The organism is Pseudomonas macauensis (genome assembly GCF_047902425.1).
Lineage (GTDB): Bacteria > Pseudomonadota > Gammaproteobacteria > Pseudomonadales > Pseudomonadaceae > Pseudomonas.
In genome coordinates this window covers 530,578-544,087 of the sequence record NZ_CP138377.1, presented here as the reverse complement: position 1 = coordinate 544,087, position 13,510 = coordinate 530,578, and the positions used below count along the sequence as shown (strand labels likewise).

Annotated in this window: 10 protein-coding genes; 2 read left to right on the top strand and 8 right to left on the bottom strand. The window is 65.7% G+C overall.

All coding sequences use genetic code 11. The features are described from left to right. Nucleotides 1-11: 11 nt before the first annotated feature. From SD196_RS02495 to SD196_RS02485, 3 genes are all read right to left on the bottom strand, one after another. Nucleotides 12-563 (bottom strand): helix-turn-helix domain-containing protein, encoded by a 552-nt coding sequence (locus SD196_RS02495; RefSeq protein WP_275609895.1) that lies wholly within the window; start codon nucleotides 561-563, stop codon nucleotides 12-14. Nucleotides 564-576: 13 nt separating this feature from the next. Further along, nucleotides 577-1,866 carry an NAD(P)/FAD-dependent oxidoreductase gene (locus SD196_RS02490; protein ID WP_416311030.1) on the bottom strand — a complete coding sequence of 430 codons (1,290 nt, stop codon included), beginning with the start codon at nucleotides 1,864-1,866 and terminating at the stop codon, nucleotides 577-579. Nucleotides 1,867-1,972: 106 nt separating this feature from the next. Continuing rightward, nucleotides 1,973-2,731: a hypothetical protein gene (locus SD196_RS02485; RefSeq protein ID WP_275609893.1), complete on the bottom strand. Its 759-nt coding sequence runs from the start codon at nucleotides 2,729-2,731 to the stop codon at nucleotides 1,973-1,975. A 288-nt stretch (nucleotides 2,732-3,019) separates the two neighbouring features. On the opposite strand from SD196_RS02485, the gene fnr reads away from it, so the two are divergent. Continuing rightward, nucleotides 3,020-3,730: a fumarate/nitrate reduction transcriptional regulator Fnr gene (gene fnr / locus SD196_RS02480; RefSeq protein WP_275609892.1), complete on the top strand. Its 711-nt coding sequence runs from the start codon at nucleotides 3,020-3,022 to the stop codon at nucleotides 3,728-3,730. A gap of 204 nt (nucleotides 3,731-3,934) precedes the next feature. Here the strand turns inward: fnr and SD196_RS02475 are convergent, their stop codons facing one another. Then, on the bottom strand, nucleotides 3,935-5,908 hold the full coding sequence (locus SD196_RS02475) for a PhoX family phosphatase (protein ID WP_343578176.1): 1,974 nt from the start codon (nucleotides 5,906-5,908) through the stop codon (nucleotides 3,935-3,937). A 205-nt stretch (nucleotides 5,909-6,113) separates the two neighbouring features. Beyond that, nucleotides 6,114-6,821: an MOSC domain-containing protein gene (locus SD196_RS02470; protein ID WP_343578175.1), complete on the bottom strand. Its 708-nt coding sequence runs from the start codon at nucleotides 6,819-6,821 to the stop codon at nucleotides 6,114-6,116. A gap of 100 nt (nucleotides 6,822-6,921) precedes the next feature. Here SD196_RS02470 and SD196_RS02465 point away from each other — a divergent pair, with 100 nt between their 5' ends. Then, nucleotides 6,922-7,800 carry a LysR family transcriptional regulator gene (locus SD196_RS02465; protein WP_331319912.1) on the top strand — a complete coding sequence of 293 codons (879 nt, stop codon included), beginning with the start codon at nucleotides 6,922-6,924 and terminating at the stop codon, nucleotides 7,798-7,800. A gap of 491 nt (nucleotides 7,801-8,291) precedes the next feature. Here the strand turns inward: SD196_RS02465 and SD196_RS02460 are convergent, their stop codons facing one another. From SD196_RS02460 to SD196_RS02450, 3 genes are all read right to left on the bottom strand, one after another. Continuing rightward, nucleotides 8,292-10,070, bottom strand: coding sequence for an acyl-CoA dehydrogenase C-terminal domain-containing protein (locus tag SD196_RS02460; protein WP_416311029.1), 1,779 nt, complete (start codon nucleotides 10,068-10,070; stop codon nucleotides 8,292-8,294). A 207-nt stretch (nucleotides 10,071-10,277) separates the two neighbouring features. Continuing rightward, on the bottom strand, nucleotides 10,278-12,074 hold the full coding sequence (locus SD196_RS02455; RefSeq protein WP_416311028.1) for an acyl-CoA dehydrogenase C-terminal domain-containing protein: 1,797 nt from the start codon (nucleotides 12,072-12,074) through the stop codon (nucleotides 10,278-10,280). A 116-nt stretch (nucleotides 12,075-12,190) separates the two neighbouring features. Continuing rightward, nucleotides 12,191-13,471: a sensor domain-containing diguanylate cyclase gene (locus SD196_RS02450; protein ID WP_275609886.1), complete on the bottom strand. Its 1,281-nt coding sequence runs from the start codon at nucleotides 13,469-13,471 to the stop codon at nucleotides 12,191-12,193. Nucleotides 13,472-13,510: the final 39 nt, after the last annotated feature.

Sequence of the window (13,510 nt, the reverse complement as noted above, 5' to 3'; positions counted from 1 at the left end):
GGCTTGGGAAATCAGGTGAAGATCCAGAGCACCCTTGTTGGTTTGTCGGTGAGGTTGCCGTAGCGGAACTGGCTGTGCGGCGGCAACTGGAAACTGTCGTTGGCCTGCAGGGTGACGGTGTCGCCCTCGTACCAGATGGTCAGCTCGCCTTCGAGGACGAAACCGCCCTGCTCCGAGCTGTCGTTCAGGTGCCCCTCGCCGCTGGTGGCGCCAGGGGCGAGGATGCTGTCGAGCATGGAGAAGCCACCGGACATGTTCGGCGAAGCGAGGATGTCGGTGACGCCGCCGGCGTAGTACAGGGTGCGGCGATCGGCCGGGCGGGTGACCCAGTCGAGCTCGCGGCGGGTGTCGCCGGCATAGAAGTAGGTGGTTGGCACCCCGAGGGCTTCGCTGATGGCGGTGAGGTCGGCCACGGTGGGCTGCGACAGGCCGCGCTCGACCTGGGAGAGGAAGCCCACCGAGCGGCCGATCTGTTCGGCCAGCGCGCCCAGGGTGAGGTTCTTGTGCTTGCGCAGGTCGCGGATCAGCGTGGCAAGGTGTTCGTTGGTGACCGTCTGGGTCATGGCGAAATCCGATTCAGAAAAAGTCGCGCAATCGATACCAGGCCTTGCCGACGGCTTCCAGTGGCGCAGCGAATCGCTGACCACCGGGGAGCCCGGGATTGCGGATGCGTTGATAGAGGTCAAGCTCGTCGCCGCGTCCCAGCATCGCCTCGCTCACCGCGCGGGCAGCGGCCAGGCTTGGCAGCACGCCGTGGCCGGAATAGCCCTGCAGCCAGTACAGCTCGCCGCGCCGGCCGATGTCCGGGGTACGGCGCAGGGTGCAGTCGATGTGGCCGCCCCAGGCGTACTCCAGCTCCACGCCCTTGAGCTGCGGGAATACCCGCTCGATGTAGGGGCGCGTGGCGGCGCGGATATCGCTGGGCATGCCGCCCAGGTAGGTGCAGCCGCCGCCGAACAGCAGGCGATGGTCGGGGGTCAGGCGGAAGTAGTCGAGGACGAACTGGTTGTCGGTGACGCAGCAGTTCTTCGGCAGCAGCGAGCGTGCCAGCTCTTCGCCCAGGGGTGCAGTGGCGACCTGGTAGGTGCCCACCGGCAGGATGCGTTCGGAGACGTCGCGGTCCAGCCCGTCGATGTAGGCGTTGCAGGCCAGCACCAGGGAGGCACAGCGCACGCTGCCATGCTCCGTAGTCACCTCATAGCCGCTGCCGTTCTCGCGGAAGCTCAGCGCGCGGGTCTGCTCGAAGATGCGCCCGCCGGCGCGTTCGAAGGCTCCGGCCAGGCCGTAGGCCAGCTTGAGCGGGTTCAGGTGGGCGGAATGGGGATCATAGAGGCCGGCCTGGTAGCGATCGCTGGCGATCCACTCCGGCAGCTCCTCGCGCGGTACGAAACGCAGGCCTTCGTAGCCCCAGCGGCGATTGGCCTCGGCCTGCCAGTCGTAGAGCGAGCCGACACGGCGCTTGAGCACGGCGGTCCACAGGTGGCCGACGCGGTAGTCGCAGTCGAAACCATGGCGTTGCGGCAGGTCGCGCAGTTCGTGGGCGGCCCAGAGCATGCCTTGCCAGAGGCGCAGCGCGCCTTCATGGCCGAGGTCGGCTTCGATCGGCCCCAGGTCGCTGGACCAGCCCGGCAGGGCCTGGCCGCCGTTGCGCCCGGAGGCGGCCCAGGCGATGCGGCTGGCTTCGATCATGCAGACCTGGCGTCCGCCTTCGGCGAGTTGCAGGGCCGTGTGCAGGCCACTGAAACCGGCGCCGATCACCAGCACTTCGCATTCCAGCGGTTCGCGCAGGACCTCGCGCGGCTGGATCAGCTCAGGGTTGGCGCCGGCATAGTAAGTACCGACCGGCTCGGTCGAACGCAGGAACATGGCCACCTCGTGAAATTGTTTTGTTTATTTTTCATGAAAAATAACAGAACAAATTTCACAAGGCTAGCCCACCGCATCCCTTATCGACGGAAAGCGGCGTCGAGTATCAGGACGCCAGCACCGCGGTGCTGGATTCCTCTTCACGCTTCTGCCGCATGCTGACCACGATCACCAGCGCCACCAGGATGCCGGCGAGGATCGCCGAGGAGCCGATGGTGCCGAAGTCCAGCCCGCCCTTTTCATGGGACTTGGTGAGGAAGTCGCCCAGGGTCGCGCCGAACGGACGGGTGAGGACGAAGGCAACCCAGAACAGCAGCACCGAGGACAATCTGGTGAAGTAGTGCAGCAGGACCACGACCGCGATCAGGCTGCCGATCAGCAGCGCGCCGCCGGCGAAGCCCAGGCCGGAATCGTCGGCGAGGAAGTCGCCCAGCGCGGTGCCCAGGGTGTTGGAGAAGAGGATCGCCACCCAGTAGAACATCTCGCCCTTGAAGCTGCGGATGTTGTCCACCGACAGCGAGGTGCCGCTGAAGCGCCAGGCCGCGAAGATCGCCACCAGGATGCTCACCAGGATCGCCGAGCCGCTGGCGTAGCCCAGCTCCAGGGTGCGGTCCATGAAGTCCGACATGGTGGTGCCGGCGGTGCTGGTGGAGAGGATCACCAGCCAGTACAGCCAGGGCACATGGCGCTTGCTGGCGAGCTGGCCGACCAGGGTGACGAGGAAGACGCTGATGAGGATCAGCGAGCTGATCGCGTAGCCGACGTTCAGGGTCATCGACAGCAGGTCGCCGGCGGTTTCCCCCAGGGTGGTGGCGCAGATTTTCATCACCCAGAAGGCCAGGGTGATCTGTGGCAGTTTGTTCACGAGCAAGACTCCGGAAGTGGGCGGAATGGACGCGCGCCCTTCCCGCCGGCCGCGTCACCGGCACCCGGAGTAACTGTGGGCTCCCCCCAACGACCCCATGGTGCACGGTGGTGAAGACTGAGGTCCGTGCAGTCAAGAAAGGGTCAAGCCGGAATGAAAAATCCATTCGATGCAGGCTTTTCCTGGCCCCCGGCAAGTGACAGATGGCCGTCTGTTGCTATGGTTTGAGGGGGGCGATACGCCCGAGAATGCTGTGCTACGCGTATGGGCCGGCGCATGGGGATAGGGATGAATCAGATGATCAAAGCGCAACCGTACTGCAAGAACTGCCGGCTGGCGCCGCCGACCTTGAGCGATGACAAGATCCAGGAGCTGGAGGCGATCATCAAGCCGGGCCACCTGCTCAACAAAGGCGACTTCGTGTTCCGCCAGGGCGACCCGTTCCACAACGTGTACCTGGTCCGCTCCGGCTCGATCAAGACCTTCACCACCAACGAGCAGGGCCTGGAGAAGATCACCGGATTCTATTTCGCCACCGAGATCTTCGGCTTCTCCGGCATGGGCGAAGGCAGCTACCCGGTATCGGCGCAAGCGCTGGAAAGCACGCTGTGCAGCGAGATTCCCTTCAGCCAGCTGGAAGCGCTGTCGAACCAGATTCCCGGCCTGTCGCACCAGATCATGCTGATGATGAGCCGCAAGATCCGTGAGGATCAGCAGATGAAGCTACTGCTGTCGAGGCTGAACTCGGACTCGCGCATTGCCGCCTTCCTGCTGAACATTTCCGCGCACTTCCGCGACCGGGGTTTCTCGGCCACGCGCTTCCGCCTGAGCATGTCGCGCAACGAGATCGGCGACTACCTGGGGCTGGCAGTGGAAACCGTGTCGCGCAGCTTCACCCGCCTGCAGAAGCATGGGTTGGTGCGGGTGGATGGGCGGGAGACGGAGATTCTCGATTTCACCGAGCTGTGCGCACTAGCCGGGGGTGAGGTCGAGCTTTGAGTGTTCGGCGCCCCCCTCACCCTAACCCTCTCCCGGAGGGAGAGGGAACTGTCCGCAGCAGGATGAAACCCAGGCGTCATCCGGCACAATCGGCCCCCTCTCCCCTTGGGAGAGGGCTGGGGTGAGGGCAACACCCAACACGGGACCTTCCCGGGGTGCCAGCGGTAAAAAACAACCGGCGCCAAACCTTCCCCTCAATACCCATCAAGTCCCGATCACACCCCCATCATCCTTGGTGATCACCAGCGTCGTGGAGCGCGGGATGCTCTTGCCGTCGCTGGCCGGGAAGCTGATACCCGGATGCTGGATGTTCACCCACATCGTCCTGCCATCCGGGCTCTGGGTGATGCCGGTCAGCTCGCAGCCGCGCGGGCCGACCAGGAAGCGCCGCACCTCGCGGCTGTGCGGGTCGGCGCAGAGCAGCTGGTTGCAGCCCATGGCGTGCATGGGTTTCTCGGCGTCGTCGTAGTCGGTCTCGATCCACAGGCGGCCGGCGGTGTCGAAGTAGAGGCCGTCCGGCGAGGAGAAGATGTCGCCGTTGATGGTGCCGACCAGGTTCTCCGGCGCGCCGGAGCCCTTCTGCTCGCCGGCCAGCAGGAAGACTTCCCACTGGAAGCGGGTCGCGGTCGGATCACCGCCGGCCTCGTTCCAGCGCAGGATCTGCCCGTGCAGGTTTTCCTTGCGCGGGTTGGCCGCGTCCACCGGCTGCTTCTTGCCGCGGCCGTCGTTGTTGGTGAGGCTGACGTAGACCTCGCGGGTGGTCTGCTGCACGGCGACCCACTCGGGGCGATCCATCGGGGTCGCGCCGAGCTTGTCGGCGGCGGCGCGGGCATTGACCAGCACCTCGGCCTGGCTGGCGAAACCGTTCTCGGCGCTCAGGCCGTTCCGGCCATGCACCAGCGGCAGCCATTGGCCGCTGCCATCGGCGTTGAAGCGGGCGACATAGAGGGTGCCTTCGTCCAACAGGTCGCGATTGGCCGCACGGTTATCCGGGTCGTACTTGCCGGCCGGGACGAACTTGTAGATGTACTCGCCCTTGGTGTCGTCGCCATAGTAGAAGGCCATGCGGTTGTCCGCGCCCAGCGACAGGGTCGAGCACTCGCGGCAGAAGCGGCCGACGGCAGTGCGCTTCTTCGGCGTGGACTTGGGATCGAACGGGTCGATCTCCACCACCCAGCCGAAGCGGTTCGGTTCGTTGACGTGGCCGCCGTGTGGCTGGTCGGCCCTGGGGGTGGCGTCGAAGCGCGCGTCCACCGCCTCCCAGGCGTAGTAGTTGCTGAACTGGCCGTTGGACAGGCCGTAGCGCTTGTGCGAAACGCGCTTGGCATAGTCGTCCTTGTCGCGGTTGACGAAGTACTGGTGCCAGTTCTCCTCGCAGGCGAGATAGGTGCCCCAGGGCGTGACGCCCATGGAGCAGTTGTTCAGGGTGCCGAGCACCTGTTTGGCGTCCGGATCGCTGGCGGTGCGCAACAGGTCATGGCCAGCCAGCGGGCCGGACAGTTCCAGCGGCGAGCTGCCGGTGATCCGGCGGTTGTAGCTCGAACCCTCGACGCGCTGCCACTGGCCGCTGGCGTCCTTCTTCACCTCGATCACGCTCAGGCCGTGGGCGGCGATTTCCTTGCGCACCTCGCCTTCCGGGCGGCCACGGGAGCCATCGGGGCGGTCTTCGAAGGTCTGGCCCTTGGTGTGCAGCGTCGGGTTGATGTACTCGTGGTTGATCACCAGCAGGCCATGGCTGTCCGGCGCATCCGGGAAGGGGAAGTAGTGCATGCCGTCATGGTTGTCGCCGGCCTGCAGTTCCTGGGCTTTCCAGTCCTCGCTGGCGTCGCCCTTCCAGGCCGGGGAGCCGCTGACCACCGGGTCGCCCCAGGAGAAGAACGGCCGGGCGGTATAGCCTTCGGCGACGATCACCCGGTCGAACTTCGGGTCCTGCTGCACCGGCACGCCCTTGAAGCCCAGCAGCGCGGACGGCGCCGCGGCCTCGGCAGCGAAAAGGCGACGCGGCGCATAGAGGCCGCCGCCAAGGAAGGCCACCGCACCGAGCACCAGGCTGTTCTTCAACAGGCGGCGCCGGGCCGGGTCAATCAGCTCGCTCATCGGCACGTTGCCGGAGGGGTTGATCATCTGGTCATCGAAGGCGGCCAGTCGATCGTGAAAGTCCTGGAATCGTTCGCTCATGGAGGAGTTCCTTCCGCGCGGCCGTCGGCGGGACGGCTCGGGTTGCCAATAAAAGATATGCGCGGAAGGTTAGGAACGCGGTGTTACGACGGGATGACAGCGCCGCCGGCCCCAACGAGGGGCCGGCGGCGGGAAGAAAAGCCGCCCCACAGGACCAAGACGACGTCCGGAGGCGGGCGCGAGGGCATTTGCGAAACAGCGCGGCTCAGGCTTGCAGGCCGCCCTGCTCCGAACATTCGGGACCCGCCAGGCGGGCCGTCCAGTCTTCCAGCACGCCACTGGTGAGGCGTTGTGCGGCGGTCTTGCGCCAGCGCAGGGAGAGCGCGTCGCAGGCCATCATCAGGCGCAGTCCGGTACGCTCCAGCGGATGGCCGAAGTACCAGTCCAGCAGGCTCGCTACGGTGAGCTGCGGGTAGTGTCGCTGCACCAGTTCCAGCGGTGCGTCGGGCGAGACCATGCCGGCACGGCGGACCCGGTAGAACCAGCCGCAGCGCCCCTGCTCCTGCACCTCGAAGGGCAGCTCGGGCAGGTTCCAGCGCCGCGCCAGGCGATAGCTGGGCGAACGCGGCTGGCTCACTTCGATCAGCGCCTCGCCCCAGCGGAACAGGTCGCCGATGCACACCTCGTGTTCATTGAGGCCGAAGGTCGACAGGTTCTCGCCGAAGGCCGGCTGTCGCCAGCGCGTCTGCGGATGCTGCTTGCGCCAGTGGCGGTAATGCTCGGCCGGGTAGTGGTGCAGCGCGCGGTCCAGGCCGCCATCACGGCGCAGGTCGGCCCGTGCGTCCCCCGGCAGCCCTTCGGCGCCGAGCCAGACTTCCTGATGCGCTTCCAGCTTGTCGATGTCGCTGAGCAAACCGCCCCAGCTCTCTTCGACTTTGCCTATGAAAACGCCCTGGATGACGATGCTTTCCACCTTTGTCTACCCATCTGAGACAGCGGACAAGCGCTAGAGTAGAGCCCTGGATAGGTGACTATCCATTTCGATTTTCCAGTTTCGTTGATAAGCAGAACTTATGGATTTTCGCCAGCTCCGCTATTTCGTCGCGCTCTACGAGGAAGGCCACGTCGGGCGCGCCGCCGAACGCCTGGCGATTTCCCAGCCGGCGCTGTCGCAACAGATTCGCCAGTTGGAGCAGAACCTCGACGTGGCGCTGTTCCAGCGCAGCGGCAAGCGCCTGCTGCCCACCGCCGCCGCGCACACGCTGTACAACCACGCGGTGCCGCTACTGGACGGCCTGGAGCGCGCCCGCGAGGCCCTGCGGGCTTATCGCGGGCAGAGCGCGCGGAGCCTGAGCATCGGCGTGTTGCAGACGGTCAACGCCAACCTGGTGCCGCACCTGGTGGAGCGCCTGCACACCGCGCAGCCGCACGTGCAGGTGCGCATCTACGAACTCTCGGGCGTGGAGATCGAACGGCGCCTGCTGGCCGGTCAGCTGGACATCGGCATCGGCTTCCTGCCGCCGCGCCAGCCGGCGCTGCACGGCGTGGAGCTGTACCCGGACGAGCTGCAACTGGTGATCGCGGCGGATCATCCGCTGAAGGATTTCAAGAAAGTCTCCCTGGCCCAGGCGGCGGAATTGCCGATGCTGTTGCTGGGCGAGGAATTCCGCGCCCGGCAGATCTGGCAGGAGCAATTGGCGGCCATCGGCCGGCGACCACGGGTGCAGGCGGAGCTGAACCATATGAGCGGCATCCTCGATAGCCTGCCGCAGAGCCGCTTCGCCACCGTGCTGCCGGGCCGCGCACGGCAGATGCACGGCAATCCGAACCTGCTGTGGAAGCCGTTGAGCGAGCCGCGCATTCCGCTGAGCGTGGGGCTGGTGTATCGCGACGCGCAGCGGCAGCAGCCGACGGTGGAGCTGTTGCGGTCACTGCTCGACGGGGCGGTTTGAGGATGGGATCAGCGTGTAGGGCGTATAACGTTCGACGTTATACGCCGTTTAACCTCGCCCTCCAGACCACTCCAAGGCTGGCACGAAGCCGCAGCTTCAAGGCTGCCTCGAGCTCACCCCTCGCGTCGACGATAAGCACGGTGTATCGGCGTACAACCGCGAACGGTTGTACGCCCTACGAATAGCCCACCAAAAACCGCAGGCAAGAAAAAACCCCGCTTCTTTCGAAGCGGGGTTTTGCAGACCGATATCCTGACGTCCGTGCTGGCCACCATCCGTGGTGGATTCCCTTGTTTCCGTATTGTCGTTGGCGCTTCCTGCGCAATGTCCTGACTGAGGAAAAGGTTAACCGCGTAAGGACATTTCAGACAGACGCTGATCACCACCAGCGTTTGTAAGCCTAGGCTTACACGTAATCGTGATACCCCGGTTACCAAACCGTATAACCCGCAATAAAAAAGCCCCGCCGGAGCGGGGCTTTTGCGTAGCGCTTAGAACTGCGCGGCGTCCAGCAGGTACAGCGACTCGCTGCCGGCCTTCACCGAGGCGGTCAGGGAGTGGATGCGCGGCAGCAGGCGGGCGAAGTAGAAGCGCGCGGTGCCCAGCTTGCTGGCGTAGAACTCGTCCTGGCCTTCCTTGCCCAGCGCGGCGCGCGCCATCAGGGCCCACATGTACGCATAGGCGGTGTAGCCGAAGGCGTGCAGGTACTCGACCGAGGCAGCGCCGATCTCGTTCGGGTTGCCCTTGGCGCGGTCCAGCACCCAGGCGGTCAGCTCGTCCAGGTTCTGCACGGCGGCGTTCAGCGGGCCGGTGAACTCGGAAAGCTCAGCCGACGCCGAAGCGGTGAAGGCGCGAATCTCGTCGGTGAACAGCTTGGCGTAGGCGCCGCCGCTGCCAACGATCTTGCGGCCCATCAGGTCCAGCGCCTGGATGCCATTGGTGCCTTCGTAGATCTGGGTGATGCGGCAGTCGCGCACCAGCTGCTCCTGGCCCCACTCGCGGATGAAGCCGTGGCCGCCGAAGATCTGCTGGCCATGAATGGTGGTTTCCAGGCCCATGTCGGTGAGGAAGGCCTTGGCCACCGGGGTCAGCAGGGCAACCAGCTCCTCGGCACGCTTACGGGTGGCCGGCTCTTCGCTGTACTTGGCGGTGTCCAGCTGCATCGCGACGTAGCTGGAGAAGGCGCGGCCGCCCTCGTTCAACGCCTTCATGGTGAGCAGCATGCGGCGCACGTCCGGGTGGACGATGATCGGGTCGGCAGCCTTGTCCTTGGCGACGGGACCGGTCGGCGCGCGGCTCTGGATACGCTCGCGAGCGTATTCCGCGGCGCTCTGGTAGGAGCGCTCGCCAGTGGCCAGGCCCTGGATGCCAACGCCCAGACGCTCGTAGTTCATCATGGTGAACATGGCGGCCAGGCCCTTGTTCGGCGCGTCGACGATCCAACCGGTGGCGCCGTCGAAGTTCATCACGCAGGTGGCGGAGGCCTTGATGCCCATCTTGTGCTCGATGGAGCCACAGGACACGGCGTTGCGCCCGGCCAGGGAGCCGTCTTCGTTGACCATCACCTTCGGCACCAGGAACAGCGAGATGCCCTTGGAGCCGGCCGGCGCGTCGGGCAGCTTGGCCAGCACCAGGTGGATGATGTTCTCGGTGAGGTCGTGCTCGCCGCCGGTGATGAAGATCTTGGTGCCGGAAATCTTGAAGCTGCCGTCAGCCTGCGGTTCGGCCTTGGTGCGGATCATGCCCAGGTCGGTGCCGGCGTGCGGCTCGGTCAGGCACATGGAGCCCGCCCAGGTGCCGGCGTACATGTTCGGCAGGTACTTGGCTTTCAATTCTTCGCTGGCGTGGTTGAGCAGCGACAGGCAGGCGCCGGCGGTCAGCATCGGGTACAGGCCGAAGGACAGGTTGGCCGAGTTGACCATTTCCTCGACCTGGGCGCCGATCACCTTGGGCATGCCCATGCCGCCGAATTCCGGCGCGCCGCCCACGCCCACCCAGCCGCCTTCGGCGTAGGTGCGGTAGGCCTCGGGGAAGCCAGCCGGGGTCTTCACGCCCTCGGCGCTCCAGCTGCAGCCTTCCTCGTCGCCGCTGCGGTTCAGCGGGGCGATCACGCCGCCGGTGACCTTGCCGGCTTCTTCGAGGATCGCGCTGGCGGTCTCGGCGTCGACGGTCTCGGCCAGCGCCGGCAGTTCTGCCCAGAGCTTGGCAACCTCGAAGACCTCATTGAGGACGAATTGCATGTCACGCAGGGGAGCTTTGTAGTCAGCCATGATAAATCCTCGAACGAAAACGACGGCTGATCAGCCAGCCAGCGGTATCAGAATAGGAGGTACGCGAAGGTACGCCGCCGGAGTTTACTCCAACAACTTTTCAGACTTTAAGCGTCATGTTGTGACCACACAACAATATATTGGTCACGAAATGTAGCTGCGACGAAAAGGCCCGCACACGGCGGGCCTTCTCGTCTGGCGCGCGATTTACAGGGCGAACTGTTCGGCCGACAGGCGCATCAGTACGTCGGAACCGGCCTCCGCCGCCGCCACGTGAGCCTCGGCGCGCGGCAGCAGGCGGCTGAAGTAGAACTCGGCGGTCACCAGCTTCGCCTGGTAGTAGGCCGCCTCGCCGGCACCCTCCTCCAGCTTCTGCTGGGCGACCAGCGCCATGCGCAGCCAGAAGTAACCCAGGGTCACGTAGCCGGAGAACATCAGGTAATCCACCGAGGCGGCACCAACTTCGTCCGGGTTCTTCATGGCGGCCATGCCGACCTTCTGGGTCAGCTCGCCCCACTGCTTGTTCAGCGCCGCCAGTTGCGCGACCTGCGCTTTCAACTGCGGATGCTCGGCCTGCTGCTGGCAGAGCTGGTGGATCAGCTTGGTAAAGCCCATCAGCAGCTTGCCCTGGCTGCCGAGGACCTTGCGCCCCAGCAGGTCCAGCGCCTGAATGCCGTTGGTGCCCTCGTAGATCGGCGCAATGCGGCAGTCGCGTACCAGCTGCTCCATGCCCCACTCGCGGATGAAGCCGTGGCCGCCGAACACCTGCATGCCGATGTTGGTGACCTCAAGGCCGGTCTCGGTCATGAAGGCCTTGCAGATGGGGGTGAGGAAGGCCAGCAGGTTGGCGGCGCGCTCGCGTTCCTCGGCGTCCCGGGACAGGTGCTCGATGTCCAGCAGCTGCGCGGTGAAGTAGGCCAGCGCGCGGTTGCCTTCGTTGAACGCCTTCATGGTCAGCAGCATGCGGCGCACGTCCGGGTGCACGATGATCGGGTCGGCGGGCTTCTCCGGCGCCTTCGGCCCGGTCAGCGAGCGCATCTGCAGGCGGTCCTGGGCGTAGCGCACGGCGCCCTGGTAGCTGGTCTCGCCGAGGCAGAGTCCCTGCATGCCGGTGCCCAGGCGCGCATGGTTCATCATGGTGAACATGCAGGCCAGGCCTTTGTTGGCCTCGCCGATTAGGAAACCACGGGCACCGTCGAAGTTCATCACGCAGGTAGCGGAGGCCTTGATGCCCATCTTGTGCTCGATGGAGCCGCAGGCCACAGCGTTGCGCTCGCCAGACTCGCCGTTCGCGTCGAGGTTGAACTTGGGCACGATGAACAGCGAGATGCCCTTGGCGCCGGCCGGCGCATCCGGCAGCTTGGCCAGCACCAGGTGGATGATGTTCTCGCTCATGTCGTGTTCGCCGGCGGAGATGAATATCTTGGTGCCGGTGATCGCGTAGCTGCCGTCGGCGTTGGGCACGGCGCGGGTCTTGATGATGCCCAGGTCCGTGCCGCAGTGCGGTTCGGTGAGGCACATGGTGCCGGTCCACACCGCGCTGGTCATGCGCGGCAGGTAGGTGTTCTTCTGCTCCTCGCTGCCGTGGGCGTGAATGGCGGCCATGGCGCCCTTGGTCAGGCCGGGGTACATGCCCCAGGAGCAGTTGGAGGCGCCGATCATCTCGCTGACCAGCAGGCCGAGGGACGGCGGCAGCCCCTGACCACCGTACTCCGGATCGCTGGAAACGCCGTTCCAGCCGGCCTCGACGTACTGCGCGAAGGCTTCCTTGAAGCCCTTGGGCGTGGTCACCACGCCGTTGTCGAAATGGCAGCCTTCCTCGTCGCCGGAGCGGTTCAGCGGGGCGATGACCTGTTCGCAGAACTTCGCGCCTTCCTCGAGGATGGCGGCGAACATGTCCGGGGTGGCGTCGGTGGCGCCGAGGGCTTGGTAACGGCCGGTGAAGTCGAAGACTTCGTCGGTGAGGAAGCGCACGTCGCGCAGGGGGGCCTTGTACTCGGGCATCGCGAATCTCCGTTCGGTTCAGGGCGCCAGAGTGGCGCGGATACCTCGAACCTAAAGGCGCACGGACGCCCGGGCAATCAGGCTGCACGCGCTGAATGCGCGGCCATAAGCAGCCATCAACCCGTGCGTACCGCGCCCCGGTGCGCCTGCCCGTGCACTGCCACCCGATTGCGGCCGCCGCTCTTGGCCGAATACAGCGCCTGGTCGGCGCCCTTGATCACTTCTTCCGGACTGCGCCGCTCGCCGTCACGCTCGGCGACGCCGACACTGATGGTTACCGAGACCGTCTGCGCTTCCCTGCCGCTGCGCCTGCTGCGGCCCTGGCGATCGTCCCTGGGCCGGTTGCCACGGTCGCGCAACTGCATCGCGTAGCCCTCGATGGCCTGACGCACCGCGTCCAGGTGCGGCAGGCACTCCTCCACCGACTTGCCGGAGAACACCAGGGTGAATTCCTCGCCACCGTAGCGATACGCCTTGCCGCCCCCGCCGGTGCGCCGCAACTGGCTGGCGACCATGCGCAATACCTGGTCGCCGACGTCATGGCCGTGGCTGTCGTTGAATTTCTTGAAGTGGTCCACGTCGATCATCGCCAGCACGTACTGCTGGCCGAGGCGCTGGAAGCGCTCGTTCAAGGCGCGGCGCCCGGGCAGCCCGGTGAGCTCGTCGCGGAAGGCCATCTGGTACGCCTCATGGGCCACCGCGCCGGCCAGGTTGAGCATCACCAGGCTGGTCATCACCGTGAGCGCGTGGGGCAGGATGAACACCTTCGGCAGCATCCACAGCAGACCTGCCAGCCCCACCAGTTGCGCGGCGTGCAGCGGCCGTGGCTGGCGCAGGTAGGCAGCGAGCAGGGCGATGAAGGCGAGGATGAAGCCGAAGTAGGACAGTTGCGCCAGGCTCATCCAGCGCCCGTGCAGGGCGGGCCAGTAGACATCGCTGAGCAGTTCGGCCAGCCCCTGGGGGAAACGTTGTGCCAGCGCCGTCGCGGTCGCCGCCACGGCCAGCAGCGCGGCGCCACGGGCCAGCAGGTCCTGCAGCAGGTGCATGCGCTCCTGCCAGATGCCGTACATCCCGTAGAGCAGCGGCAGCAGCACACAGCACAGGTGGAACACCAGCGCCGCGTCCGGCCGCGTCGTGTGATGGGCGCGGTAGTAGTCGACCTGGGTATCGAGCAGGAAGTAGGCGATGTACACCACCCCCAGCATGAACAACTGGCGCTGACGACCATAGACCAGGCACAGCGCGCCCCCGAGCAACAGCAACAAGGTCGGCAGGACGTTGAACAGCGAGATGAAGAATTCGGAGAGTTCGGCCAGGGAGCCGGCGACGATGCCAGCCGGAATCAGCAGCAGGGGGGCAAGGAAGTGGCTGAGCCGGTAGGGGGCCGTGGGTCGCACAAGGGGTTCCGATGCATTGACGCCGGACTCGAGGTCAGC